The organism is Burkholderia multivorans ATCC BAA-247 (assembly GCF_000959525.1).
Lineage (GTDB): Bacteria > Pseudomonadota > Gammaproteobacteria > Burkholderiales > Burkholderiaceae > Burkholderia > Burkholderia multivorans.
Map to the genome: position 1 here is coordinate 1680338 of NZ_CP009831.1, position 25219 is coordinate 1705556.

A 25219-nucleotide genomic window follows, 5' to 3' on the forward strand; every position below is an offset into this window, starting at 1 on the left:
TCCGTCGGGTTGCTTCGTCCCCGGGTGTCGGGGCGAAATGGGTTCTCGAGCGGGTAGCCCCGCTGCGATTGACGCGGTCGCGGCCGTCTAGACGAGGTCCAGCACTTCGGTCACCGGACGGCGCGGCTTCTGCGCCCAGTTCCCCGGACGCTCGGCACCGATCGCCAGCAGCATCACCGGCACTTCGTCGTCGGCGAGTCCGAACTCGCGGTGCACCGCATCGGCATCGAAGCCGATCATCGGCGTCGAACCGAGCCCGAGCGAGCGCGCCGCGTAGATCATCGCGGCTGCGCCGAACGTCGCGGTGCGCACGGCTTCGTCGCGGCGGCGTTGCGGATACTCCATGTACAGGTTGCGCGCGGGGATTTCCCACTCCGCCACCATCGATGCCGGCATCACGCCCGCTTCGACTAGCGGCGCGAGACGCTCGGGAATCACGCTGGTCTCGACGAGCTGGCCGCAGACGATGAAGGTCACGGCGGCCTCGGTGACCGCCGGCTGATTCCATGCGATCGGGCTCAGGCGCGCCTTCGCTTCGCGCGTGCGCACGGCGATGAAGCGCCAGTTCTGCAGGTGAAAGGACGTCGGCGCGCTGGTGCCGATTCGCACGAGCTCCCGGATCTGGTCGTCGGTCAGCGTCGCGTCCGGGTCGTAGTATTTCGCCGCGCTTCGGCTCAGGATGCACTCGATCACGGCGTTGGTCGTGGCAGTTCCGTTGCTCATGGTCACTCCTTGGGTGAGGAAATCGGTTCGACTACTCGTATGCTGCGGCGCTGCTCGATCGCGCGGGTCGCGATGCGGGTCGTTGCGCGCCTCGTTCGGCAGCGAGCGAGGAGTCTCCACTTTAGAGTTCGCGGATACCGATTTCGAGACTGCGCGTGCTCAATAAAATGCTCGAAAGGATCAAACGCGAAAGACATCCGTTCGCTGCCTGCGGAGCCGTGCCGCGCACGCCACTTCGTGCGGACAGCACCGGCATTCGGCACGCTGCGGACGACGACGAACGCGGTAACGATCGTTCGCATCCGACATTCGAGCGCCGCTCGGTATCGAGCCCGCTACGCGGTTCGTTCGGACTGTAGACCGGCGTGCAGACGCGTCATTCGACTTCGTCGGTCCGACGCCGCCACTGTCCCGGCGTCATCCCCATCTTGTCGGTGAACACGCGCCGGAATGCCGCGACCGATCGGTAGCCGATCGATTCGGCTACCGCCTCGGTGCTCATCGCCGGCTTCTTCAGTTCGTTGGCGGCAAGCGTCATCCGGATGTCGGTGAGCAGATCCGTCGCGGAACGGCCGAGCTTGTCGTGGAAGTGGCGCATGAACGTCGCGCGCGACATGTTGCATAGATCGGCCAGCTCGGGCAGGCTCCACGGTCGCGCGGGGTCGGCGAACATCGCGGCAATCGCGGGCGCCAGCCGCGGATGGCCGGCCAGCGCGAGCAGCCCCGCCGGCGCTTGCCCGGCTTCGCTTGCCGCGCGCAGCACCAGCGTGAACAGCGCGGAGGTCAGCGCGTTCAGCGTCGCGTATCCGCCCGGTCTGTCGCCGATCGACACCATCCGCATCAGCTCGACGAGACTCGCCAACTGGTTCGATGCGGAGCCGCTGTCGTTCTCGCCGCCGCTCACGTAACGCACCGTCAGCGTTGTCGGCAGATAGTCGCGAATCAGCCGGTCATGCGGCGGTCGGATGAAGAACCGTCCGCACAGCAGGTCCAGACGCTCGCCGGAAGCATCATCGCTGCTACGCGGCCGTCCGCCCGAGCCATGACGGTTGCAGGTGACGCATCGCACCTGTCGGCTGCCGTCGTGCAGCACGTGCGCGGCGCCGTGCGGCAGCAGTACGATGTCGCCGCCGACCAGTTCCGTGATCGCTCCCGTGCCGGCATCCTCGAGCACCGCGCGTCCGTTGAGCACGACGTGGTACGGAATCTCGTGTGCGGCGGCCCGGGCCCACGTCAACTGCCACGGCGAACCGTAACCGCAGCGCACCTCGAGCTGGCCGGTGACGGTAATCATTTGCAGAAGCTGGCTCAGCGAGTCGACTTGGGACATAGGTTTTTGGAATTCGAGTTGGCCGTGCACTGCGTGGGCATCGAAGCGGACCATCGTCGCGGCGCCGTGCATGTCGCCGCGTAGTGCGCGCGGGCGCGGTCTCCACGTCCATACGCTTCGCGCCGCGCATTTCCGGCACGGCGCCGTGCCTGCGCGGTACGCGTTGCGTGCATGCGGACGCTGCCCGATCGAACACGCGACCGGCCGCGCCGACAACGCGCCCTCGTCGTCAATGACGCACTTCGCGTCGACGTTCACAACGCAACCGGACTGCTGCCGTTCGTATGCGGCTGCTATTCGGCTGCTCGGATCGCGCTTATCTGATCGGTGTGGTGAGCTTCTTGTCGTCGCTGTCGACGACGAACACGGCGAGCAGCTTCGCCGGCTCGGTCCTGCTCGCGTTCCGGCTGATCGAATGAGTCGCACCGGGCGGTTCGGACCAGCTCTCGCCGGCGCGGTACACGCGCACGTCGCCGTCGTTCACCTTCGACTCGATTGCGCCCGACACCACATACGCGTAGATGAAAGCGGACTTCGCGTGCACGTGTGGCGCGGAAGCGGCGCCCGGCGGATACTCGACCTCTACCGCGACGAGCGACTTGCCCGGCAGGTTCGGGATCGCTTGTTCGAAATTCGGCTTCACGATTTCGCCGGCGCGATGGGCGGCAGCGAAGGCGCTCGCGACGATGACGGATGTCGCGAATGCCGCAATCAGAATCGGACGGACGTTCATCGTCGGCTCCCCCGTGTTGGCGTTCGCATTCTGTACCAACCATGGTACGAACTGAAGAACCAAGAATTCCGGATTTTGTGTGTACCAAGGCGCGCATCGAATGAGACGATCGAGCAGCAGGTTGCGCCTTTCATGCATTCACGAACCGATGCGCGTTGCCTACACTGCACGCAGGCCGTCAGCGACGGATCGCGACAGCAAACGCGATGCGATCGTCGCATGCGGCCGCTCGATCAGGAGTCAGGCAATGCGCACGATCACCACGAATGTCGCCGTCATCGGCGCTGGCACGGCGGGCCTCGCCGCTTATCGCGCGGCGCGGGCCGAAGGTGCGTCCGCCGTCATTATCGAAGGCGGCCCATACGGCACGACCTGTGCGCGCGTGGGCTGCATGCCGTCGAAGCTGCTGATCGCGGCCGCCGAGGCCGCGCATGCGGCGAACCACGCCGCACCGTTCGGCATCGCGGTCGGCAACGTGCGCGTCGACGGAGAAGCGGTGATGGCGCGCGTGCGGCGAGAACGCGATCGTTTCGTCGGATTCGTCGTCGACGGCGTCGAAGCATTGCCCGTTGAAGATCGACTGGTCGGGTACGCACGCTTCGTCGATGACGGTCTGCTGCAGGTCGACGATCACACGCGGGTGCGTGCGGCGAGCGTCGTGATTGCGACGGGCTCGACGCCGACCATTCCGGATGTCCTGAGCGGCGTTCGCGATCGCGTCGTCGTCAACGACGACGTGTTTGCGTGGACGACGCTGCCGCGCAGCGTCGCCGTAATGGGGCCCGGCGTGATCGGCCTCGAACTCGGGCAGGCGCTCGCGCGGCTCGGCGTACGCGTGAGCGTGTACGGCGCGCGCGGCAGCGTCGGTCAACTGACCGACCCGAAGCTCGTGGAGGCCGCACGCGCGATCTTCGGCGACGCATTTCATTTCGAGCCGAGCGGCACGATGCTGAGTGCGACGCGCGTCGACGACGGCGTCACGCTACGCTACCGCCGCGCCGACGGATCGACGATCGACGCGACATACGAGTACGTGCTCGCCGCCACCGGCCGGCATCCCGACGTCCGCAATCTGGGGCTCGCGAACACGTCGATCGAACCGGGCGAGCATGGCGTGCCGCAATTCGATCCGCAGACGCTGCAGGTCTACGGTCACCCGGTGTTCATCGCCGGCGACGCGAACGGCGTCCTGCCGCTGCTGCACGAAGCAGCCGACGAAGGGCGCGCGGCCGGCCGCAACGCCGCACGCTATCCGGACGTTGCAAAAATCGAGCGGCGTGCGCCGCTGGCGATCGTGTTTTCCGATCCGCAGATCGCGCTCGTCGGCGCACGCCATCGCGAGCTGCGTGCGGACACGTTCGTGACGGGCGAGGTGAGCTTCGAAGACCAGGGACGCAGTCGCGTGATGTTGAAAAATCGCGGGCGCGCGCATGTCTACGTCGACCGCGCGACACGGCGATTCGTCGGCGCAGAGATGCTGGGCCCGTCCGCCGAACATATCGGGCACTTGCTTGCGTGGAGCTTGCAGATGGAACTCACCGTCGATGCGATGCTGGCGATGCCGTTCTATCACCCGGTCGTTGAAGAGGGATTGCGTACCGCGCTCAGGGATGCCGCGGCCAAACTTGGCACGCGGCAGCAGTAGCGCATTGCGCGGATCGCGCGACCCTCTCGCGGGCGTTCGGCACGTGGTGCATCTCAGTGGCCCGCGCTCTGACCGCCGTCGACATGCAGGATCTCGCCGGTGATGAACGGTGCTGCATCGAGAAACAGGATTGCGTCGGCAATATCGCCCGCTTTACCGAGGCGGCCGACAGGATTGAACGCGCTTAGCGCTTCGTGAATTTCCGGTGCGTGCATCGGTGTATCGATGTTGCCCGGTGCCACAGCGTTGACGCGGATGCCCTTCTTTGCATATTCGATCGCGAGCGATTTCGTCGCAGCGTTGATGCCGCCCTTCGTCAGCGCAGCCAGAACCGAGTACACGCCGCCGATCGCGACCTGGTCGATGCTGGCCGTGACGCTGACCACGTGGCCGCTTCCCTGCTTCTCCATCTCGGCGATCGCGAGCTGCGTGACGTGATAAAAACCCGCCATGTTGACCTTCATCACGGCTTCGTAGTCTTCGACCGTGTGTTCGGTGAACGGCTTGCCGATGTAGATGCCCGCGTTGTTGACCAGCGTATCGATTCGACCAAACCGCGCGACGCCTTCGTCGATTACGCGTCGTGCCGTCGCCCGATCGCCGATGTCGCCGGCGATGCATAAAACGTTGTCGTCGTTCGACGGCTTGATCGAGCGCGACGTCGCGACGATCCGGTAGTCGAGCTGTCGAAACGCGTCGACGACTTTCGCGCCGATGCCCTGCGACGCGCCGGTAACGACGACAACCTTCTTCGATGTGCTCATGCTTTACCCGCGAGAATCGGTCAAGGAACCACGGTTGCACTCCGCCGTGCCGTCTTGTCATTCTTCGTCATCGACTGTGCGCGCGGAAGAACCAAGATTGCCGCTTTTCGTGCGTACCAAACGCACGCTTCGGGCGCTGCCATTCCGCTCGGCCGCGCTGCGTTGATCCTTTCGAGCATGTCATTGAGCCGGTTCAGTCTCGAATCCGTTATTCGACCGCACTACAGTGGAGACTCGTTAACCGCTGACGCGAATGTCCTGCGAGGAGGCGCTGTCGAGCCATGAAACAAGTCCACCAGATCGGTGACCGGATCACCGACCCATCCATACCGCCCGATGAAGACACCGTGCGCGCGTGGCTCGGGCCGAAGGCTTTCAAGCATTGGCGCGAACTGCAAAGCTGGATCGACGCGTCGTACCCCGGTGTTTTCGAACCGGACTGGATTTACGGCGGCAGGAAACGCGGCTGGTCGCTGCGCTACAAGAAAACGAGAGCGCTGTGTACGCTGGTTCCGTCATACCGGCACTTGTCGGTGCTCGTGGTCCTGGGAAAAGCCGAGCGCGAGAAGTTCGACGAGCGACGCTATTCGTGGAGCCCGCAACTGGTCCAACTCTACGACGAAGCGCGCGCGTATCCGGACGGCAAATGGTTGACCATCGAAATCGCGTCCGCGGACGGTAGACGCGAGTTGACGGACCTGATCGGGATGAAACGCGCCCCCGTCGATCAACCGTTGAAGCGCGCCGTGCCGTTACGTGCCTCACGCATTTGATCGTCGGCACCGATGCGTGCATTCGGCACGATCGCATGCTTCGTATGCCTCTATAGCTGCTGGCGGAAATGCATGCCGAACGACAACAGACCCTGACGGAAATAGAAGCGTTGCGCGCGCGCATTCCCGAGCCCGGTATCGAGCACGAAGTTCGCGCACTGTTGCCTTCGGGCTTCGTCGCGCAACGCGTCGATCAGCATCGCGCCAAGCCCGTGCTGACGGGCACCGGCGGTCGTCACCAGATCGTCGACGTAGAGAAACCGTCCGTACAGCAGGTTCTCCTGCACGCGATAACCGGCGAGTGCCGCTACCTGTCCGTCTTGCCACACGGCCAGCAGCCGATACCCGTGCGCGGCCTGGCGACGCACCTGCGCGGCAAACGCGGCGGCATCCGTCAGGTGAGGGCGCAGTTCGCGCATCACACTGAAAGCGGCCTCGTAGTCCTGCTCGCTGTCGAGATGATTCAGTCGGAAAGGCGTCATCGGTGTTCCTCGTCGTCCTGCGATCAAATTTACAAAACCGATGATCTGCCCGACAGGGACAAGAACGGACCGATTGAATGGGACATGATCGATGGACTGGCCATATGTCGAATCGCCTCGGGAAGACGATGCGCCCATCTACCTGCAGCTCTATCGCCGCTACCGCGACGCGATAACGGCCGGCAAGCTGCGCCCGGGCGACCGAGTGCCGTCCGTGCGCAGCCTCGCGAGCGAACTGAACCTTGCGCGCGGTACGGTCGAGGCGGCCTACCAGATGCTGTCGAACGAAGGATATTTCGTGACGCTCGGTGCCGCCGGTACGCGAGTCGCGCCGGCTCTCGCGGATCCGGCCCAGACGGTCGCCCGCCACGCGAAGGTGCGCGTCGTTCGCGAATCGCTGCACGCGCCGACCGTCACGAGCAATGTGCGGCCGTTCCAGCTCGGCGTGCCCGCACTCGACGCGTTCCCGAGGAAGACCTGGGCGCGTATCGCGGGACGCAGCCTGCGCACGCTCGACGCAGCCGCGATGATGTCGCCCGATCCGGCCGGCTACCTGCCGCTGCGGCGCGCCATCGCGGCCTATCTGCAGATCTCGCGCGGCGTCGCGTGCACGTACGAGCAGGTATTCGTGACCGCCGGCTATCGCGGCGCACTGGAACTCGTGCGCCGCACCTTACTGCATGCCGGCGATCTCGGGTGGTACGAGGATCCGGGATACGCGCTTGGCCGGCACTACCTGGAACTCGCGGACCTGCGACTCGCACCGGCACCGGTGGACGACGAGGGGATCGACGTCGCGGCGGCGCTGCGGCGCGCGCCGCAGGCGCGCTTTGCAGTAGTCACGCCGGGTCGCCAAAGCCCGACCGGTGTCGCGCTGTCGCCGACACGCAGGCTGGAACTGCTGGAATGGGCAACGCGCCGCCGCGCATGGATCGTCGAGGACGATTACGACAGCGAGTTTCACTACCACGGCCGCCCTGTGCCGGCGCTGCAGCATCTCGATCGCGATGGACGCGTGCTTTACACCGGCACGTTCAGCAAGGTGCTGTTGCCCGGACTGCGGCTCGCCTATCTGGTCGTTCCGGAGGTGCTGGTCGGCCGATTCGCGCACGTGGCCGGCCGTCTTCCGGGCCCCGGATCGATCCTGCCGCAGGCGACCGTCGCCGCTTTCATGGAGCAAGGGCACTTCGCTCGCCACTTGCGCAAGATGCGCGCGCTGTATGCCGAGCGGCGCGCGTTTCTGGTCGATGCGCTCGCCCGGACGCTTGACGAACATCTGCACGTCCGGCCGCAGGCAGGCGGCGTACACGTACTCGCGTATCTGAGCGACCGGCACGACGACAAGCGCGTCGCCGCGGCCGCCGCAGCCGACGGGCTTGGCGTGCAGGCATTGAGCGACTGGCGGATGCGCGCGTCCGCGCAAGGCGGGCTGCTGATGGGGTTTGCGAACTTCGCAACGGCGGAAGACGCGCGCGCTGCCGTACAGCGCTTGTCGGCGCATCTTGTCGAGGGAAAAGGCTGACGCGTGTGCGGACCGCGCGCGTGTTCGACCGCACAGCCGGCTGGCAAACGGCTTGAGGAAGCCGCGCATCGCCGATTGTCAGGCGAGCGCGGGCGTTCTGCGCTGCGGCACGAGAAAGCCGCGCCGGCGCGGCGGAGCCCGGCGATACGAAGACGACCGCCAGCGCCGCGATAGCGGCGCGACGAAATCGCTCGGTGTCCCTTTAAATCGCCTGCTTACAAAATGCGACCGGCCTCGCGGCGACTCGACTACTCGTTTTCCTCGAAGTAATGCCCGAACTTCACCTGCTTGGTCCGGATATAGCGCTCGTTTTCCTCGCGCACCGGTACCGCGAGCGCGACGCGTTCGCAAACGGGAATGCCGTGCTTCACGAGCGTGTCGAATTTCTTCGGGTTGTTGCTCATCAGGCGCACCGACGTCACGCCGAGCATACGAAGAATCGCGGCGGCCGAATCGTATTCGCGCGCATCGTCCGGCAGCCCGAGGTCGAGGTTCGCCTCGACGGTGTCGCGCCCCTGCTCCTGCAGCGCATATGCGCGGATCTTGTTGCTAAGGCCAATGCCGCGCCCCTCGTGGCCGCGCAGATACAGCAGCACGCCGCGCCCTTCGGCCGCGACGTAGCGCAATGCCAGATCGAGCTGTTCGCCGCAATCGCAACGATACGAGCCGAACACGTCGCCGGTGAGGCATTCGGAATGCAGCCGCGTCAGCACGGACTGCTCGCCGGTCACGTCGCCCATCACCAGCGCGAGATGTTCGGCATCGCTGCCCGATACGCGAAACGCGTAAGACGTGAACGTACCGTAGCGCGTGGGCAGCGACGCGGTGGCAACGAGCGTCACGCACTCGTCGGCGTGGCCATTGCCCGGCGCGGGCGATTGGGGACGCGAAGACATCATGGATTCAATCGAAACGAACAGGAATGTAGGAATTTTCTGGATGGTGCGTGACGGGAGTTTACCGCTAATCTGCAAACGTCACGCGACTGCCGCTGCCTGCCCGGCTATACTGGGTTTCATCGGGTGACGCGCATCACGCCCTGCCTTCCCTGGATCGTCCCGCATACGGAGAAAGCGAATGAGCACGACTGTGGCGCAAATTCTCAAGGCCAAGCCGGATTCCGGTCGCACCATCTACACCGTCACGAAAACCGATCTCGTGTACGACGCCATCAAGCTGATGTCGGACAAAGGCATCGGCGCGCTGCTCGTGATGGACGGCGACGACATCGCGGGCATCGTCACCGAGCGCGATTACGCGCGCAAGGTCGTGCTGCAGGATCGCTCGTCGAAAGCCACGCGCGTCGAGGAAATCATGACGACGAAGGTGCGCTACGTCGAACCGTCGCAGACGAGCGACGAGTGCATGGCGCTGATGACCGAGCACCGGATGCGCCACCTGCCCGTTCTCGACGACGGCAAGCTGATCGGCCTCGTGTCGATCGGCGACCTGGTGAAGAGCGTGATCGCCGATCAGCAGTTCACGATCAGCCAGCTCGAGCACTATATCCACGGCACGCCGGCCGTCACGTCGACCTGACCAGCCCCGCTCCAACAAAAAGGCCCAGACGCGCGAGCGCCTGGGCGGAAAGCCGCCGGGATGCGGCGACGGAGGTTCTGCTCCTGCGGACGGACGATGCGGGCGGGGCGCGTCGTCGATTGACCGGTGCGCGCGGGCAGAGCCGGGGCGTGCGTTTTAGTGACCGAAGTAAACCGAGTTCACCGGGTTCGGCGCTTCACGCGTGATCGGGCGGCCCGACTGTGCTGCGCCCGTCGCGGCGGCACCGTAGCCGCTCGTATCGGCATGGGCGAGCATCGGCTGGTTCGGCTGAACGCGCTGTTCGGCCGCGAGGATGTCGTTCGGGTATTGCGAATCGCTCGCCTGCGGCTTGTAGCCGTTTTGTTCCAGTTGCACGAGTTCGGCGCGGACCTGTTCGCGGGTCAGCCCTTGCTCGGATTGCGCAAACGACGCGATCGGGGTGGCGATAACGGTAGCGGCAATCGCTGCGTAGATGATCGACTTCATGATGGACCTCCGAAATGTGTTCTGTTTTGCCTTCGCCTCGGGCGGAATTGTCTGAAGCGAATGACTGTAGTCTAGTCGGCGTTCCTCCAAGGGAAAACCCTTAGTTAGCATATACAGTGTTGCGATTTTGGAAAGGATTTGCGCCCTTTGGCCAAGCCGAACTGCGACATTTACGTTACTGACAGAACAATCGCTGACGAAGTGCTGACGAATCGATCGCGTCGCCGCAAGCTTGTGTTGTAGAATCGAAAGGTTTTCATCGCCAGCCGATACGTCCGCTCACTCACCATGTACGCGCCCACGCCCCTGAAGCTTTCGCCGTCCGGTCCGGCCGGCGTGCGTGCGCGCGTCGGTCGTCTGGCGCGTCCCCTCGCTCGACCCTCGGCCCAAGCGCCGCTCGCCGCCGCCCGGCGCCTGATCTGACGCCCGCTCTCCCCGGAGCCGGTCAGACAGGCTCCGGGCGATCACTTGAAGGCGCGTCCCGCCTGCCCTGCCGATCATTTGGAGAACCGTCATGAAGCAACGCCTTTACCAGCTCACCGAACTCGATGTCGCGCGTCTCGAAAAGTACGCGGAACACAACCCGCGCTTTCAGGCGATGCTCGACACGCTGCTCGAACGCGCCGAAATCGTCCGATCGGACGCGATCAAAGCCAACGTCGTCACGATGAATTCCCAGATCACGCTGCTCGACGAAGCGACCCAGGAGCCGGCCACCTGGACCATCGTGTATCCGGATGCCGCGAACCTCGAACTCGGCCGTCTGAACGTGTTCTCGCCGGTCGGGATGGCGCTGTTGGGCACGCAACGCGGCCAGTCGGTGAAAGTGATGCAGCCGAGCGGCACGGAAAAGCTGATGAAGGTCGCGGAAATCGTGTTCCAGCCGGAAGCGAACGGCGAATACACGCGCTGACGCCGCGCGGTGGCGCGACGGCGGAGCGCCCGCGGGCCGAAAATGAAAAAGCGAGGCATGAGCCTCGCTTTTTTTGTGCGTGCGCCGCGATGAGGCCACCGCACAGACCGGTTCTGCCCGGCACATGCGAAAAAAAGGCGCCCGAAGGCGCCTTTTTCGAAGCTGGTTACCCAGCCGTCACGCTTAGAAGCGGTGACGCAGACCAACCGTTGCTGCGGTTTGGTTGATCGACGAGCTCGGCAGCGTGTCGATGTTGCCGTTGTAGATCGACGCGTTCGCGCCGCTAGCACGCTGGTACACAGCCTGTGCGTACACGTCGGTACGCTTCGACAGTGCGTAGTCAGCCTGCAGGCCAACTTGGTGCCAGTGAGCGCTGTCCTGACCCAGACGCGCGTTCGAGTACGTGTAAGCAACGCCCAGACCCAGAGCCGGCGTCAGGTTGTACTTGCCGTTGACTTCGTAGTTATCGATGCGAACCGACGTACCGGTCGCGCCCGTGTTGTCCAGACGAGCTTGCGTCCATGCCGCGCCGACTTGTGCCGGGCCGAATGCGTAGCCAGCAGCTGCGCCGTACGTACGGACGCGGCCTTGCGTTGCCAGCGTGTCAACTGCGCCGCCGGTCGTTTGGCCCGGGTTGTTCAGTTGCGAGTACGCACCTGCGATCTTCAGGCCTTGGAACTGGTACGACACGCCGCCGCTGTAAGCACGGTTGTTGCCGAAGTTCGTGTTGTTCGAGAACGAGTACGTGCCGCCGAATTGCAGGCCAGCGTAGTTAGCGCTCGTGAACTTGATGCTGTTGTTCGGCGAGTAGCCACCGTTCGTGCTCAGGTTGTCGAAGTTGCCGACGTGCGCGAAGTACGTACCACCCCAGCTGCCCGTTGCGGTCAGCGGAGCCAGGTAGTCTTGAACGGAGTCATACTGCTTGCCCAGCGTGACGGTGCCGTACTGGCTCGACAGACCGACGAAAGCCTGACGGTTGAACATGCCGCCGTTGTTACGGAAACGGCCGTTGCCGATGTCGAAGCCGCTCTCCAACGTGAAGATCGCCTTCAGGCCACCACCGAGGTCTTCCGAACCACGCAGGCCGAAGCGGCTCTGGTCAATGCCCGAGCCCATCGACCACAGCGACTTGCCAGCCTGGCCCGGGGCCGGCTGAACGTTGCTTTGGTACGTGATGCCTGCGTCCAGCACGCCGTACAGCGTGACGCTGCTTTGCGCGTGAGCGACGGTTGCGAACGATGCTGCAGCTGCTGCAACGATCAGAGTCTTGTTCATTCGTGGAGCTCCCTTCTAAAAAGAGGCAGGTCTCGCGACCTTGTTTCATAAACGGTCTCAACCGCCCGGGAACGCCATCGGTCCTGCTGGCTGCGCCCGGATAGTTGCCCGTTTGGGAACCGTGAGTTTAGGGGTGTACCCTAGGGGAGCGATCCGCAAATAAAGAAATAAGCTTTTCCAGAACTAGAAATAATGAAAGTGGGGTCTAGTTATAAGTATTTGTTTTGCCTTAGTTTTTTGACTTCTTGACGAAAGCATTTTGGTCGCTTCTATCGCACCATTCTTTCATGTCACCGTCTTGACGGTTGCATAGAAACAACAGGCGGATCCGAGCCGACAGCGCCAAATCGGTACTTTTTACCCGATTCTGTCTCAAATTCTGGGTGGCAAGACCTAAAACCAGTGGTTCCGCTTGGTAAACAGGAGGCCCATCGCACGAACGGGCCGCACATGCCCGGCGAGCGCTCCGACGTTGCGCGCGTGACACACCGTAACACCGCTGGCAGCCGTCGTAACGCGCCCGCGCGGCCGGCACGCTAATGTAATGCGGCATCCGACATTCGAACAGGACATCCCATGAATCGACGCTCGTTGTTGCGCGCGATCGGCTTGACTGCTGCGTTCGTCGGCTCGGGCGGTTCGCTACGCGCGGCCTGGGCTCGGCCGGCGCCGCCCGATCGGCCGCCCCGTTCGAACCGTCCCGATCGCGCGCCGCCGCCGCCGCGTCACGATCGTCGGCCTCGACCGCCGCGCCCGCACGGCTATATCTGGACGGACGGCTACTGGCGCTGGCAGCACGGCCGCTATATATGGGTGCCGGGCCGCTGGGTCGCGCGACGCCCGGGCCGCCGCTGGGTGCCCGGCTACTGGCGCCGCCAGGGACACGCGTGGATCTACGTCGACGGCTACTGGCGGTAGCCGCGAGCAAACGGCGCGACCGCAATCGGGATCGCGCTTGGGCCGGATGGCGGTGTCGTACACGCGCCTGGGGATACGCGCCTCGCCCGTGACGCCCGTGACGCCCGTGACGCCCTGACGCCCTGACGCCCTGACGCCGCCGCGGCGGCCGAATCGGCCGCCGCGGTCCTTAACCCACGCGCAGCGCGAGCAGCTGCTCGGTCGTCAGCACGTCGGCGAACGTATCGGACAGCGCGGCGAGCGTCGCGCGATGAAGGTCGCGGTGCGCGACGGTACCGCCGTCGGCCATGTCGAGGTCGCGCGTCGCGCACGCATCTTCGATGACGATCGCCGAATAACCGAGCGGCACTGCATCGCGCGTCGCGCCGGCGACGCACGCGTGCGTCATCAGTCCGGTGACGATCAGCGTGTCGATGCCCGCCGCCTTCAGCCGCGCGTCGATGTCGGTCGTCGGAAACACGCTGACCGACGTCTTCTTCACGACCGCGTGATGCGGCGCCGGCTGCAGGTCGGCATGGAAGCGAAAACTGTCGCTACCGTCCGCAAAGAGCGGGCCATCGGCCGGACCGACGTGCTGCACGTGAAAGACCGGCATCCCGGCCCGATCGGCGAACGCGACCACGCGCTGCGCGTTCGCGAGCGCGCGCGAGCCTTCGGGAATGGGCAGGCGTCCGCTGAAATATTCGTTCTGGAAATCGATCACCAGCAGCGCGGTGCGGGCAGCGTCGATCGACGTCGGCGCCGTTGCGCCGGCAAGGTTACGGATGGTCGGATGTTGCATGGTCGTTCTCTCGGTTGGCACATCGTACGGAGCGGCGGCCCGGCGCTGCCGGCGCCGCCACGCGCGGCGGGCGAGCCGTTCACACCGGAAACGGGCTCGCGTCGACCGCGAGGCGCCAGTGTCGGTCCGCACGGCCGGGCGCGACAGTGGCCCGCGGGACAAGCTCCGACAGGATTGGGCCAAGCCGTGCGGCAGGCGCCGGCGCACGACAGCGCGACCGCTCTCGCACCGCCTTATGCGTCCCCGTACGCAACGGTCATCAGGAGGCCGAGTACCAAGCCGGCGCCGCCGGTCAGCAACGGGCCGGTTTCGCCGCGCGCCGGCAGCAGGCTCATGCGCGCCCATCACAACCGACGCGACAGCCGTCACCGAGCCGGCGATGCCGAGCACCGGCCTTGCCGCTCCTCGCTGACGGCATCCGGGAACGCGGTGTATACACAGCACAGGCGGATGAGGCCGTCGAGATGAAATTCGGTCGCAATTTCGACAAGATGCGCCGCGTGCTCGCGCGTCGCGTGCTATCTGGAGCGCGCCGGCGATCGTCGTATGGGCAACCATGTCGATGCACCGACGACCGCCGCGAGAGCGCACGCAGCGCGGGCTCGTGCGGAAACACCCGACGATCGCTGAATATCGCGGCCCTCATCGACAGTGCACGAGCCCGAAGCCCATCGCCGCCATCGCGATGGCGAGCAGACAGATGCCGAGCAATGTGCAGTCGAGCCGGGACATACCAGTGGTCCGAACCGCGTCCGAATAATCGCCAGCGTCACGATCGGCCGGCGGCCCCAGTAGACTGCACCTGCGATGCTAGCCATCGAACGGTCCGATACCGATAGTCGCCCTGCGGCCCGCGCCGAGGCCATGACCGCGCGGCCAGCCGCCCGGCGCGGGCGCCAAGCCGCTTTACTCGGCGCTGGTCACCGGCTCACGGCGAAACTGCCGCCGCGCGAGCACGCACGGTGCGCCGTCGCGCATGAACACGCTCGCGGCCAGCCCGAACGACGCCGCGAACAGTACGTACCAGGCAGGCGCGACGGGCGAGCCGCTCGCGCGCGTCAGCCATGTAACGATGAACGGCGCGAAGCCGCCGAAGATCATCACCGCGATGTTGTACGCGAGCGCAATACCGGTCGAACGCATGCGCGTCGTGAACTGCTCGGCGAGCGCCGTCGGCGCGGGACCGTAGGTCACGCCGATGATCGTGCAGATCACCAGCTGCATCACGAGCAGCCGGCCGATGCTCGGCGCGGCGGCCAGCCACGAGAACAGCGGATAGGTGACCGTCAGCAGCGCCAGCATGCCGGCGAGCAGCACCGGCCGGCGGCCGATACGGTCGGACACCATCGCCGCCACCGGGATCGTCAGCGTCAGCAGCGCGACCGCCGCCATCTGCGCCTGGAACACCTCGTCGAGCGGCAGCCCGAAGGTCCGGTTCACGAACGTCGGCATATTGACGAGCATCACGTAGAACACGGCCGTGCCCGTGATCGTCTGCCCCATCGACACCAGCACGCCGCGCAGATTGTCGCGCAGCACGCGCGCCACGCTGGCGGGCGGCTCGGCCGGCGACTTGCTGGCTTGGACGAACGCATCGGTCTCTTCCATGTGGCGGCGGATCCACAGGCCGACCGGCCCGATCAGCAGCCCGAGCGCGAACGGCACGCGCCAGCCCCAGCTGTCGAGCGCACCGGCCGACAGCGACTGCGTCGCCCACGCGCCGATCGCCGCGCCCGAGAATACCGCGAGACACTGGCCGATCAGCTGCCACGATCCGTACAGGCCGCGCCGGTGCGCGGGCGCACTTTCGACGAGGAACGACGTCGCGCTCGCGTATTCGCCGCCGGTCGCGAAGCCCTGCAGCAGCCGCGCGATCACGATCAGGATCGGCGCGGCAGGGCCGATCGCCGCATACGTCGGCGCGAACGTGATCATCGCGATCGACAGCGTCATCAGCAGGATGATCAGCTGCATCGCCGCCTTGCGGCCCTTGCGGTCCGCATAGAGCCCGAGCAGGATGCCGCCCACCGGACGCATGAAGAAGCCGACGCCGAACGTCGCGAGCGACATCAGCAGCGATGCGTACTGGCTGTCGGCCGGAAAGAACAGTCTCGCGATGATGGCGGAGAAGAACCCGTAAACGATGAAGTCGTACCACTCGAGGGTATTGCCGATGACAGCGGCAACCACTTGCCGATGTCGCGTGCTCCGACCTGAATCAGCGCGCATGCGTATCTCCTGCAGTCTCATGAGGCCGCGCCGCGCGATGCGTCGCGCCATGCCGCCGGCACGACGCGTGCGGCCTGCCTGTTTGGTGTACGCCGGCCCGCGCGGCGCGACACACGCCCGCATCCAGCCGCCCTCTGCCGGTATAGGTCCGACGTGAACCGATGATAGGCACGCAGCAAATGCGCATCAATTAAGCCGGATGGCGAAGCATTAGCCGCAGATTAAATGTCGGCACCGGCCGCGAACGAAGTAGCCGCGATCGCGTTCACGCGGCCGCCGTCCCGCTCTCGCGCGAACGGCCCACTTGCGCGCCGTTCGCCCGGCTTTTCGCGCATTGTGACGACCGCGGTTCTCGGGCAGAATTTTCGATCGACCTGCTTCCGCCGTCCGACCATGCGCAATCGCATCAACGAAGAGATCACCTTCCGCAAGCTCGAGGTGCTACTCGCGTTCATGGAAGCCGGCAGTCTCGCGAAAGCGGCCGAAGCGCTGGGCGTCAGCACGGTGAGCGTGCACCGTGCGCTGCATACGCTCGAAGAAGGCATGCATTGCGCGCTATTCCGTCATGAAGGCCGCAACCTGCTCCCGACCGAAGCCGCACAGGTGCTGGCCGAAGTCGCCGACGAAGTGATCAAGACGATGACCGACGGGATTCGCGCGACGCGCGAGGCGGCCGGCTACGGCGCGGGTCAGTTGAAGATCGGCTCGCTCTATTCGCTCACGATCCGCACCGTGCCCGAAGTCGTGATCGCGCTGAAGGAGCGCCGTCCGCAGCTGCAAGCCGAGCTCGTGCTCGGCTCGAACGCGGACCTGCTCGACAAGCTCAGGCAAGGCGCAATCGACGCGACGCTGATGGCACTGCCCGAGCCCGACGCGGAAATCGAATCGATCGCCCTGTTCGAGGACGAGATGTTCTTTGCCGCGCCGGTCGATTCGCCGTATGCGCGCTGCGATGCGATCGATCTCGGCGCTTGCCGCGACGAGCCGTTCGTATCGCTCGGCGACGGCTTTGCGACGCATCAGGGCTTCACGGAAGCGTTCCGCGCCGCCAGCATTACGCCGAACATCGCGATGCGGGTGGGCGACATCTTCTCGCTGATCAACCTCGTGTCGGGCGGCGTCGGCTATTCGCTGCTGCCGGGCCGCGTGCGCGACCTGTTCGCGCACAAGATCACGCTCGTGCCGATCGCCGGGCACACGATCCGCCAGACGATCGGCCTGAGTTTCCTCCATCGTCGCGAACGCGACCCGAACCTGCTCGCGCTCGCGACGGTCTGCAGGCTGACGGTCAAGGCGTCGAATCGGGGCTGACGCGCGCGGCGGCATCATTGGCGAACGCGACGCAGCGTAGCGAAACGCGACGCTCAGTACCCCTTCGGCTGAATCGCCGGCGCGCCGCCGCTGCGCGCGGACGCCGTTCCCCCGCGCACGAAGCGGCGCCCTTGCGGCCCGTATACGCCGTCCGGCTCCGGATACAGTGTCAGCAGCAAGATATACAGCGCGGCACCGACCACGAACGACACCGGCACACTCAGGTCGAGCCCGCCGGCCAGACGACCGAGCGGCCCCACGAACTGGCCCGGCAGGTTCACGCATGCGAGACCGACGAACGCGGCCGGCAGCCATGCGCCCATCGCGCGCAGATTCCACCCGTGCGCGAACCAGTAATGCCCGCCGCGCAAACCGCGGTTGAACACCTGCAGGTCGTCCGCGAGGTAGTAGCCGCGTCGCGTCACGTAGCCGATCACCATGATCGCCATCCACGGACAGCTGAACGTGCAGATCAGCGTCGAGAACGTCGACACGCTTTCGACGAGATTGAACCAGAAGCGGCCGATGAAGATGAACGCGATCGCGATCGTGCCGATCAGCAGCGTCGCGCGCACGCGCGTCAGCAAGCGCGGGAACATGCTCGACACGTCGAGCCCGGTGCCGTACAGCGCCGTCGTGCCGGTCGACATCCCGCCGATGATCGCGATGAGGCACATCGGCAGCAGAAACCAGCGCGGCGAGATCGCAAGCAGGCCGCCGACATAGTCGTTCGACGCGATGAACGCAGGCGCCTTCGATGCGATGATCGTCGCGGTCGCGAGGCCGAAAAAGAACGGCACGAACGTCGCGATCTGCGCGGCGAACACGGCGCCCATCACGCGACGCTTCGGCGTGTGCTGCGGAATGTAGCGCGCCCAGTCGCCGAGCGTCGACGCGAACGACACCGGATTGCTGAGCGCAACGAGCACCGCACCGACGAACGCGGCCCAGAAACCCGCGCTGCCGTCGTGCAGCGTACCGGCATAGTTCACGTCGAACAGCCCGGCAAAAGCGAACAGCCCGGCGACGAACAGCATGCTTGCCGCCCACACCGCGATCTTGTTGACCCACAGCATGAAACGAAATCCGTAGATGCAGACGATCAGCACGAGCACGGCGAACACCATGTACGCGGCGCCGAGCGTGAAGCCGTTGACCGGCACGCCGACCATGTCGTGCGCGCCGCCGACGAGCGCATCGCCGGAACTCCACACGGCGAGCGAGAAAAACGCGATCGACGTGAGCAGCGCGAGAAACGAGCCGACGATCCGGCCGTGGATGCCGAAATGCGCGCCGGACGATACCGGGTCGCTCGTGCCGTTGCGCGGCCCGAACAGGCTCATCGGCGCGAGGATGCAGGTGCCGGCGAGCACGCCGAGCACGATCGCGCAAACGCCGGCCTTGAACGACAGCCCGACGAGCACCGGAAAGCTGCCGAGCACCGACGTGGAAAACGTATTGCAGCCGCCGAACAGCAGCCGGAACAGATCGATCGGCCGCGCGTAGCGCGACGCGTCGGGGATGCGCTCGAAACCGAACGACTCGACTTGCGTAATCCTGCCTTCAGCCATTTGTCTCCTACTCCTCTGGTGCATCGGTACGGTCCGCTGCTGCGGCCGCACGACGCATCGTCATCGATTCGCGGCCACTCTAAACCAGATCGGTACGCGCAAATATTGCGCATTTGAGACGTTTACGACGAAGGAGAACAATGTTTTCCCGGCGGGCGCGCACGCGGCACGACGCGCTCGGGATATCGCGCCGGATGGCGGGCGAGCGTTCGCTGCGGCGGCGGGCGCGAGCCGGTCGTCCGCACGCGGCGCGCCCGCTACGACGACCTGGCCACCTGGCGACCCGGCGACCGCGACCAGCGCACCCGCCGCAACGACCGCTAAGGCCGCGCGTCGGCCCGCTGCGCCGGTTCGCGCGCCCCGGCCGAAGGCGGCCATCCGCCGGCGAGTGCCTTGTACAGCGCGACCGTCGACGCGGCGCTGCGCATCCGGCCGTCGGCCGCCGCATCCTGCGCCTGCAGCAGCGTGCGCTGTGCATCGAGCACTTCGTAGTAGTCGATCGCACCGGCAGAAAACCGCGTCTGCGCGAGCTGCGCGGCGCGCGCGCTGTCGGCGGCCGCGCGCGTCAGATGCGCGGTCTCGTCGCGCGTGCGCGCAACGCGCAGCAGCGCGTTCTCGGTCTCCTCGAGCGCGCCGAGCACGGTTTGCCGGTATTGCGCGAGCTGTCCCGCCGCTTCGGCGTCGCTTGCGGCGATGCGCGCGCGCACGCGGCCGACGTCCAGAAACGACCAGTCGATGCCGAGTGCGATCAGGTTCGTGTCGCTGCCCGCACGGAAAAATCCGTAGTTGCTCGTCGCGCTGCCGAGCAGGCCCGACAGCGTGAAGCGCGGAAACAGATCGGCCGTCGCGACGCCGATCCGTGCGGTCGCCGCGTGCAGTCGCGCCTCTGCCGCCGCGACGTCGGGACGCCGGCGCAGCAGGTCGCCCGGCGTGCCGGGATCGACGTCGGCGGCAAGCGTCGGCAACGGCGCGCCGGCCGGCGCGTCGAATCGACCGACCAGCGCATCGGGCCGCTGTCCGGTCAGCACCGCGAGCCGATGCTCGTCGACGCCGATTGCCGCTTCATAGACGGCGATCCGCGAGGTCGTCGCCTCGTACTGCGCGCGTGCGCGCGCCGCATCGAGGTCGGAGCCGCGGCCCGCGGCGACGCGCGCATTGATGAGCGCGAGCGTCTGCTGCTGGTTCGCGGCGTTGTCACGCGCGATCCGCAGCCGCTCCTGCGAGCCGCGCAAGTCCACGTACGTGGCCGCGACCTCGGCCGCGATCGCGACCCGCACGGCCCGCACGTCGGCCGCGCTCGCGGTCGTTTCGGCGCGCTGCGATTCGATCGAACGGCGCACGCGGCCGAACAGATCGAGCTCCCAGCCGGCGTTGATGCCGACGCTCGAAATCGGCGTGTCGCGCTCGCTGCGCGGCGCGCCGAACGCCTGATCCTTGCTCGTCAGCTGATGGCCGATCCGGCCGCTCGCGGTGACCGTCGGATAGCGATCGACGCGCGCCTGCGACAGCAGCGCGGTCGATGCGTCGTAGCGCGACACCGCCAGTGCCAGATCCTGATTCGCGGCAAACGCGGCATCGATCAGCGCACTCAGCGCCGGATCGCCGAAGCCGCGCCAGAATGCGGCGTCGGCATCGGCCGACGCATCGGGCGGCGAGCCGTCCTGCGTCGCCGGATGCGCGTCGCGCGCGAAGCGTGCGGCCGTGACCGTATCGGGCCGTACAAAGTCCGGGCCGACCGCACACGCCGACAGCATCGCGGCCAGCGCGAGCGCTGAAAATCGGAATGCGGCGCTCATCGGTTCTCTCCTTCCAGCGTGCCGTGCTGTTCGTGCCACACGGTCGGCGTACCGCCGGCGAGCTTGCGGATCGTCACGTAGAACACCGGCGTCAGGAACAGCCCGAACAGCGTGACGCCGAGCATCCCCGCGAACACGGTCACGCCGGTGGCCGCGCGCACCTCGCTGCCGGCACCGCTGCCGATCAGCAGCGGCACCGAACCGGCGATGAATGCAACCGAGGTCATCACGATGGGACGCAGACGCAGCCGGCACGCTTCGAGCGCCGCGTCGATCGTGCGCTTGCCCTGGATCTCGAGCTCGCGCGCGAATTCGACGATCAGGATCGCGTTCTTGCACGCAAGTCCCATCAGCACGACGAGACCGACCTGCACGAATACGTTGTTGTCGCCGCCGGACAGCCACACGCCGAACAGCGCCGCGCACATACAAACGGGCACGATCAGGATCACCGCGAGCGGCAGCGTCCAGCTCTCGTACAGCGACGCGAGCACGAGGAACACGAGCATCACCGCGAGCGGAAACACGACGATCGCTGCATTGCTCTGCGTGACCTGCTGATAGCTGAGGTCGGTCCATTCGAGCGTGATGCCCGGCGGCAGCACGTCCTTCGCGATCTGTTCGAGCTTCGCGATCGCCTGCGACGACGACATCGTCTTCGGATCGGTGTCGCCGATCAGGTCGGCGGCGGGATAGCCGTTGTAGCGTACGACCGGGTCCGGCCCGTACGCGGGCACGACCGTCACCATCGAGCCGATCGGCACCATCTCGCCCTTCGCGTTGCGCGTGCGCAGGTTCGCGATGTCGGCGGCCGTCTGCCGGTGGCCGGCATCGGCCTGCGCCATCACGCGATACACGCGGCCGAACGCGTTGAAGTCGTTCACGTACATCGAGCCGAGATAGACCTGCAGCGTGCTGAACAGATCGGTCAGCGCGACGCCCTGCGCCTTCGCCTTCAGCCGGTCGACCTTCACTTCGAGTTGCGGAATGTTTGCCTGGTATGAGCTGACCGGATAGGTCATCCCCGGCGTCTTCGCGACCGCGGCCTGGAACGCGACGAGCGCGTTTTGCAATGCGCCGTAGCCGAGCCCCGCGCGATCTTCAAGATACAGCGCATAGCCGGACCCGTTGCCGAGCCCCTGAATCGGCGGCGGCATCAGCGCATACGTGATGCCGCCGCCGATCGTCGCGAACCGCGCGTTCAGCTCCGCATTGATCTGCGCGGCGCTGCGGCGCCGCTGATCGAACGGCTTCAGGATCACGTACGCGTTCGTGACGTTCGGCGTGTTGACACCCTGCAGCGCGTTGAGCCCGGCAAATGCCGGCACCACCTCGACGCCGTCGGTCTGCAACGCGAGCTTCGTCATCTGCTCGGTGATCGCGCTCGTGCGTGCGAGCGATGCGCCCTCCGGCAGCTTCGCGCCCGCGAACAGGTACAGCTTGTCCTGCACGGGGATAAAGCCGCCCGGCACCGCGTGCAGCAGCAGTGCGGTCGCCGCAAGCAGCGCCGCGTAGACGGCGAACACCGCGCCGCGCCGCTTCAGCGCGCGAGCGACGACGCCGTGATAGCGATCGGAACTGCGCTCGAAGAAGCGGTTGAACGGACGAAACAGCCAGCCGAAGCCGCGGTCGAGCGCGCGCGTCAACGCATCCGTCGGCGCGCCGTGCGGATGCAGCAGCTTCGCCGCGAGCGCCGGCGACAGCGTCAGCGAGTTGATCGCCGATATCACGGTCGAAATCGCGATCGTCACGGCGAACTGCTTGTAGAACTGGCCGGTCACGCCCGACAGGAACGCCATCGGCACGAATACCGCGCACAGCACGAGCGCGATCGCGACGATCGGCCCGGAGACCTCGCGCATCGCCTGATGCGCGGCGTCGCGCGGCGTCAGCCCCTGCGCGATGTTGCGCTCGACGTTCTCGACGACGACGATCGCATCGTCGACGACGATCCCGATCGCAAGCACGAGCCCGAACAGCGTCAGCGTGTTGATCGAATAGCCGAGCAGATAGAGCCACGCGAACGTGCCGACCACCGACACCGGCACCGCGACGAGCGGAATGATCGACGCACGCCAGGTCTGCAGAAACAGGATCACGACGAACACGACGAGCACGACCGCCTCGATCAGCGTGTGCTGCACCGCGCGGATCGATTCGCGCACGAACACGGTCGGATCCCACACGGGCCGGTATGCGACGCCGGGCGGGAAGCGCTTCGACAGCTCGTCGAGCTTCGCATACACAGCCTTCGCGACGTCGAGCGCGTTGGCGCCCGGCGACAGGAAGATGCCGACCACCGCCGAATGCTTGTCGTTGAAATACGAGCGCAGCGTGTAGTCGCCGGCGCCGAGCTCGATGCGCGCGACGTCGGACAGCTTCACGACCTGCCCGTCGTCGCCCGTGCGCAGCACGATGTCGCCGAACTCCTGCTCGGTGCGCAGACGGCCGCGCACGTTGATCGACACGAGGAAATCGTGCGCCTTCGGCGTCGGCTCCGCACCGAGCTGGCCGGCCGACACCTGCACGTTCTGCTCGCGCACGGCCGCGATCACGTCGCTCGCAGTCAGCCCGCGCGAGGCGAGGCGGTTCGGATCGAGCCAGAGCCGCATCGCGTAATCGCCGGAGCCGTACACGCCGACGTCGCCGATACCGGTGAGCCGCGACAGCTCGTCCTTCACGTGCAGCGTCAGATAGTTGCGCAGATACAGCGAATCGCGGCTGTTGTCCGGCGAATAGAGGCTCACGTACATCAGCGGCGTCGGCGACTGCTTCTGCGTGGTCACGCCGTACTGTCGCACCTCGTCGGGCAGACGCGAAAGCGCCTGGCTCACGCGGTTCTGCACGCGCACGGCCGCCGTGTCGGGATCGACGCCCGGCAGGAACGTGACGACGACCTGCAGGCTGCCGTCCGACCCGGCAACCGACTTCATGTACATGATCCCTTCGACGCCGTTGATCGCTTCCTCGAGCGGCTCGGCCACCGATTCGGCGATCTCCTTCGGGTTCGCGCCCGGATAGGTCGCGCGCACCACGACGCTCGGCGGCACGACTTCCGGATACTCGCCGGCCGGCAGCATCGGGATCGCGATCAGACCGAGCGCGAAGATCACGATCGACAGCACGACCGCGAAGATCGGGCGGTCGATGAAGAAACGGGAGAAATCCATCGCATGCCTCCCGTTATTGCGCGGCCGGCCCGCCGGCATCGGCGACGGCCTGCGCGCCGCCGCCCGGTTCCGCATCGGCGCGCGCCGGTTGCGGCTTCGGCTTGACCTGCGCGCCCGGATAGTAGATGCGCTGCACGCCGTCGACGACCACGCGATCGCCGGCGTTCAGCCCCTTCTCGACGATCCGCTGGCCATCGAGATCGCGGCCGATCGTCACGTCGCGGCGCAGCGCCTTGTCGCCGGGGCCGATCACGTAGACGTACTTGCGGTCCTGATCGGTCAGCACGGCCTTGTCGTCGACGAGCAGTGCGCTCCGCTCGCGCCCGCTGACGAGCTGCACGCGTGCGTACAGCCCCGGCGTGAAGGTGTGGTCTGCATTCGGCAGCCGCACGCGAGCGCGGATCGTGCCGGTTTGCGGGTCGAGCCGGTTGTCGAGGAAGTCGACCGTGCCCGCGTGCGGGAAGCCCATTTCGTTCGCGAGGCCGACACGCACGGGATCGGCGCCGATCGCACGATGCGCCGGATCCGCGCGCTGTGCGTTGTAGCGCAGATAGCTCTGTTCGTCGCAGTCGAAGTACACGTAGACGGGATCCTGCGATACGACGGTCGTGAGCAGCGTGTCGTCCGCACGCGCGAGATTGCCGGCCGTCGCGAGCGCACGGCCGACGCGGCCCGAGATCGGTGCGCGCACTTCGGTGAAGCCGAGGTTCAGCTTCGCGTCGGCGACGGCCGCATCGGCCGCCTGCAAATCGGCGCGCGCCTGCTCGGCCGCCGTACGCGCATTGTCGAGTTCTTCCTGCGACGTCGCATGCGCGTCGATCAGCGTCTGCACACGCTGCAGCTGCACGCGCGCGAGGTGCTCGGCGGCACGCGCGCGCTGCTGCTGCGCGATCGCGCGATCGAGCGCGATCCGGTAAGGACGCGGATCGATCTCGAACAGCACCGCGCCCTGCGCGACGAGATCGCCTTCCTTGTATCGGATCCGTTGCAGATAGCCGCTCACGCGCGGCCGCAATTCGACCGCATCGACGGCTTCGACGCGGCCGTTGAATTCATCCGCGATCCTCACGGTACGCGGCACGACGGTCGCAACCCCGACCTCGGGCAACGGCGCGCTCGGGGCGCCGCCCTGGCCGTCGTGACAGCCGGACAGCGCCAGCAGCAGGACACAGGCCGCGCTCAACGGCGAGGTCCTGCGGAAAGAGAGGGAGAGCATGTTGCCTCGCGACGGGTTAAACTGCCGCGTAGCTTAAAAGTT

General features: G+C 66.2%; 21 protein-coding genes. 7 read left to right on the forward strand and 14 right to left on the reverse strand.

What is annotated here, in order from left to right; genetic code table 11:
- Nucleotides 1–87: 87 nt before the first annotated feature.
- The 3 genes from NP80_RS09635 to NP80_RS09650 all read right to left on the reverse strand — a co-directional run bounded on the left by NP80_RS09635 (nucleotide 88) and on the right by NP80_RS09650 (nucleotide 2786).
- On the reverse strand, nucleotides 88–723 hold the full coding sequence (locus NP80_RS09635; protein ID WP_006403178.1) for a nitroreductase family protein: 636 nt from the start codon (nucleotides 721–723) through the stop codon (nucleotides 88–90).
- A gap of 376 nt (nucleotides 724–1099) precedes the next feature.
- Nucleotides 1100–2053: an AraC family transcriptional regulator gene (locus tag NP80_RS09645; protein WP_035947190.1), complete on the reverse strand. Its 954-nt coding sequence runs from the start codon at nucleotides 2051–2053 to the stop codon at nucleotides 1100–1102.
- A 316-nt stretch (nucleotides 2054–2369) separates the two neighbouring features.
- A complete protein-coding gene (locus NP80_RS09650; RefSeq protein WP_006403173.1) occupies nucleotides 2370–2786 on the reverse strand; it encodes a cupin domain-containing protein in 417 nt (138 codons plus the stop codon).
- Between the two features lie 247 nt (nucleotides 2787–3033).
- On the opposite strand from NP80_RS09650, the gene NP80_RS09655 reads away from it, so the two are divergent.
- Complete coding sequence (locus NP80_RS09655; RefSeq protein ID WP_006410480.1) at nucleotides 3034–4431, forward strand: dihydrolipoyl dehydrogenase; 1398 nt, start codon at nucleotides 3034–3036, stop codon at nucleotides 4429–4431.
- Between the two features lie 53 nt (nucleotides 4432–4484).
- Here NP80_RS09655 and NP80_RS09660 read toward each other — a convergent pair whose 3' ends face one another.
- Nucleotides 4485–5195 carry an SDR family NAD(P)-dependent oxidoreductase gene (locus NP80_RS09660; RefSeq protein WP_006411109.1) on the reverse strand — a complete coding sequence of 237 codons (711 nt, stop codon included), beginning with the start codon at nucleotides 5193–5195 and terminating at the stop codon, nucleotides 4485–4487.
- Between the two features lie 281 nt (nucleotides 5196–5476).
- Here NP80_RS09660 and NP80_RS09665 point away from each other — a divergent pair, with 281 nt between their 5' ends.
- Nucleotides 5477–5968 (forward strand): DUF3788 domain-containing protein, encoded by a 492-nt coding sequence (locus NP80_RS09665; RefSeq protein ID WP_006411110.1) that lies wholly within the window; start codon nucleotides 5477–5479, stop codon nucleotides 5966–5968.
- A 50-nt stretch (nucleotides 5969–6018) separates the two neighbouring features.
- On the opposite strand, the gene NP80_RS09670 is transcribed toward NP80_RS09665, so the two are convergent.
- The gene (locus tag NP80_RS09670; protein WP_006403168.1) at nucleotides 6019–6450 is read right to left on the reverse strand and encodes a GNAT family N-acetyltransferase; all 432 of its coding nucleotides are present in this window, start codon (nucleotides 6448–6450) and stop codon (nucleotides 6019–6021) included.
- 91 nt (nucleotides 6451–6541) lie between these two features.
- On the opposite strand from NP80_RS09670, the gene pdxR reads away from it, so the two are divergent.
- Nucleotides 6542–7972: a MocR-like pyridoxine biosynthesis transcription factor PdxR gene (gene pdxR, locus NP80_RS09675; RefSeq protein WP_006411113.1), complete on the forward strand. Its 1431-nt coding sequence runs from the start codon at nucleotides 6542–6544 to the stop codon at nucleotides 7970–7972.
- Between the two features lie 248 nt (nucleotides 7973–8220).
- Here pdxR and ribA read toward each other — a convergent pair whose 3' ends face one another.
- A complete protein-coding gene (gene ribA, locus NP80_RS09680) occupies nucleotides 8221–8871 on the reverse strand; it encodes a GTP cyclohydrolase II (RefSeq protein ID WP_012216771.1) in 651 nt (216 codons plus the stop codon).
- A gap of 178 nt (nucleotides 8872–9049) precedes the next feature.
- Here ribA and NP80_RS09685 point away from each other — a divergent pair, with 178 nt between their 5' ends.
- Nucleotides 9050–9511 (forward strand): CBS domain-containing protein, encoded by a 462-nt coding sequence (locus NP80_RS09685; protein ID WP_006411114.1) that lies wholly within the window; start codon nucleotides 9050–9052, stop codon nucleotides 9509–9511.
- 156 nt (nucleotides 9512–9667) lie between these two features.
- Here the strand turns inward: NP80_RS09685 and NP80_RS09690 are convergent, their stop codons facing one another.
- Nucleotides 9668–9997, reverse strand: a complete 330-nt coding sequence (locus tag NP80_RS09690) for a DUF4148 domain-containing protein (RefSeq protein WP_006396741.1) — start codon at nucleotides 9995–9997, stop codon at nucleotides 9668–9670.
- Between the two features lie 514 nt (nucleotides 9998–10511).
- On the opposite strand from NP80_RS09690, the gene NP80_RS09700 reads away from it, so the two are divergent.
- The gene (locus tag NP80_RS09700) at nucleotides 10512–10910 is read left to right on the forward strand and encodes a GreA/GreB family elongation factor (RefSeq protein WP_006403165.1); all 399 of its coding nucleotides are present in this window, start codon (nucleotides 10512–10514) and stop codon (nucleotides 10908–10910) included.
- Nucleotides 10911–11093: 183 nt separating this feature from the next.
- Here the strand turns inward: NP80_RS09700 and NP80_RS09705 are convergent, their stop codons facing one another.
- Complete coding sequence (locus tag NP80_RS09705) at nucleotides 11094–12185, reverse strand: porin (RefSeq protein ID WP_006396739.1); 1092 nt, start codon at nucleotides 12183–12185, stop codon at nucleotides 11094–11096.
- Nucleotides 12186–12761: 576 nt separating this feature from the next.
- Here NP80_RS09705 and NP80_RS09710 point away from each other — a divergent pair.
- Nucleotides 12762–13103: a YXWGXW repeat-containing protein gene (locus tag NP80_RS09710; RefSeq protein WP_006403163.1), complete on the forward strand. Its 342-nt coding sequence runs from the start codon at nucleotides 12762–12764 to the stop codon at nucleotides 13101–13103.
- 169 nt (nucleotides 13104–13272) lie between these two features.
- On the opposite strand, the gene NP80_RS09715 is transcribed toward NP80_RS09710, so the two are convergent.
- Both NP80_RS09715 and NP80_RS09725 read right to left on the reverse strand, forming a co-directional pair.
- On the reverse strand, nucleotides 13273–13884 hold the full coding sequence (locus NP80_RS09715; protein ID WP_006403162.1) for a cysteine hydrolase family protein: 612 nt from the start codon (nucleotides 13882–13884) through the stop codon (nucleotides 13273–13275).
- Between the two features lie 906 nt (nucleotides 13885–14790).
- Entirely contained in the window at nucleotides 14791–16236 is a 1446-nt protein-coding gene (locus NP80_RS09725) for a citrate-proton symporter (protein ID WP_006411112.1), read from the reverse strand.
- Nucleotides 16237–16506: 270 nt separating this feature from the next.
- On the opposite strand from NP80_RS09725, the gene NP80_RS09730 reads away from it, so the two are divergent.
- Entirely contained in the window at nucleotides 16507–17424 is a 918-nt protein-coding gene (locus tag NP80_RS09730; RefSeq protein ID WP_035947627.1) for a LysR family transcriptional regulator, read from the forward strand.
- A 53-nt stretch (nucleotides 17425–17477) separates the two neighbouring features.
- Here NP80_RS09730 and NP80_RS09735 read toward each other — a convergent pair whose 3' ends face one another.
- From NP80_RS09735 to NP80_RS09750, 4 genes are all read right to left on the reverse strand, one after another.
- Nucleotides 17478–18995, reverse strand: a complete 1518-nt coding sequence (locus NP80_RS09735; RefSeq protein WP_226823139.1) for a purine-cytosine permease family protein — start codon at nucleotides 18993–18995, stop codon at nucleotides 17478–17480.
- A gap of 320 nt (nucleotides 18996–19315) precedes the next feature.
- Nucleotides 19316–20791, reverse strand: a complete 1476-nt coding sequence (locus NP80_RS09740) for an efflux transporter outer membrane subunit (protein ID WP_006409848.1) — start codon at nucleotides 20789–20791, stop codon at nucleotides 19316–19318.
- The gene (locus NP80_RS09745) at nucleotides 20788–23961 is read right to left on the reverse strand and encodes an efflux RND transporter permease subunit (protein ID WP_006409851.1); all 3174 of its coding nucleotides are present in this window, start codon (nucleotides 23959–23961) and stop codon (nucleotides 20788–20790) included. The genes NP80_RS09740 and NP80_RS09745 overlap by 4 nt, the downstream gene beginning before the upstream one ends.
- Nucleotides 23962–23974: 13 nt before the next feature.
- Complete coding sequence (locus NP80_RS09750; RefSeq protein ID WP_006409853.1) at nucleotides 23975–25177, reverse strand: efflux RND transporter periplasmic adaptor subunit; 1203 nt, start codon at nucleotides 25175–25177, stop codon at nucleotides 23975–23977.
- Nucleotides 25178–25219: the final 42 nt, after the last annotated feature.

Excerpts from the sequence above, each read along its gene's own strand:
- NP80_RS09635 (WP_006403178.1), bottom strand. The coding sequence starts at position 723 with ATGAGCAACGGAACTGCCACGACCAACGCCGTGATCGAGTGCATCCTG.
- NP80_RS09645 (WP_035947190.1), bottom strand. The coding sequence starts at position 2,053 with ATGTCCCAAGTCGACTCGCTGAGCCAGCTTCTGCAAATGATTACCGTC.
- NP80_RS09650 (WP_006403173.1), bottom strand. The coding sequence starts at position 2,786 with ATGAACGTCCGTCCGATTCTGATTGCGGCATTCGCGACATCCGTCATC.
- NP80_RS09655 (WP_006410480.1), top strand. The coding sequence starts at position 3,034 with ATGCGCACGATCACCACGAATGTCGCCGTCATCGGCGCTGGCACGGCG.
- NP80_RS09660 (WP_006411109.1), bottom strand. The coding sequence starts at position 5,195 with ATGAGCACATCGAAGAAGGTTGTCGTCGTTACCGGCGCGTCGCAGGGC.
- NP80_RS09665 (WP_006411110.1), top strand. The coding sequence starts at position 5,477 with ATGAAACAAGTCCACCAGATCGGTGACCGGATCACCGACCCATCCATA.
- NP80_RS09670 (WP_006403168.1), bottom strand. The coding sequence starts at position 6,450 with ATGACGCCTTTCCGACTGAATCATCTCGACAGCGAGCAGGACTACGAG.
- pdxR (WP_006411113.1), top strand. The coding sequence starts at position 6,542 with ATGGACTGGCCATATGTCGAATCGCCTCGGGAAGACGATGCGCCCATC.
- ribA (WP_012216771.1), bottom strand. The coding sequence starts at position 8,871 with ATGATGTCTTCGCGTCCCCAATCGCCCGCGCCGGGCAATGGCCACGCC.
- NP80_RS09685 (WP_006411114.1), top strand. The coding sequence starts at position 9,050 with ATGAGCACGACTGTGGCGCAAATTCTCAAGGCCAAGCCGGATTCCGGT.
- NP80_RS09690 (WP_006396741.1), bottom strand. The coding sequence starts at position 9,997 with ATGAAGTCGATCATCTACGCAGCGATTGCCGCTACCGTTATCGCCACC.
- NP80_RS09700 (WP_006403165.1), top strand. The coding sequence starts at position 10,512 with ATGAAGCAACGCCTTTACCAGCTCACCGAACTCGATGTCGCGCGTCTC.
- NP80_RS09705 (WP_006396739.1), bottom strand. The coding sequence starts at position 12,185 with ATGAACAAGACTCTGATCGTTGCAGCAGCTGCAGCATCGTTCGCAACC.
- NP80_RS09710 (WP_006403163.1), top strand. The coding sequence starts at position 12,762 with ATGAATCGACGCTCGTTGTTGCGCGCGATCGGCTTGACTGCTGCGTTC.
- NP80_RS09715 (WP_006403162.1), bottom strand. The coding sequence starts at position 13,884 with ATGCAACATCCGACCATCCGTAACCTTGCCGGCGCAACGGCGCCGACG.
- NP80_RS09725 (WP_006411112.1), bottom strand. The coding sequence starts at position 16,236 with ATGCGGGCGTGTGTCGCGCCGCGCGGGCCGGCGTACACCAAACAGGCA.
- NP80_RS09730 (WP_035947627.1), top strand. The coding sequence starts at position 16,507 with ATGCGCAATCGCATCAACGAAGAGATCACCTTCCGCAAGCTCGAGGTG.
- NP80_RS09735 (WP_226823139.1), bottom strand. The coding sequence starts at position 18,995 with ATGGCTGAAGGCAGGATTACGCAAGTCGAGTCGTTCGGTTTCGAGCGC.
- NP80_RS09740 (WP_006409848.1), bottom strand. The coding sequence starts at position 20,791 with ATGAGCGCCGCATTCCGATTTTCAGCGCTCGCGCTGGCCGCGATGCTG.
- NP80_RS09745 (WP_006409851.1), bottom strand. The coding sequence starts at position 23,961 with ATGGATTTCTCCCGTTTCTTCATCGACCGCCCGATCTTCGCGGTCGTG.
- NP80_RS09750 (WP_006409853.1), bottom strand. The coding sequence starts at position 25,177 with ATGCTCTCCCTCTCTTTCCGCAGGACCTCGCCGTTGAGCGCGGCCTGT.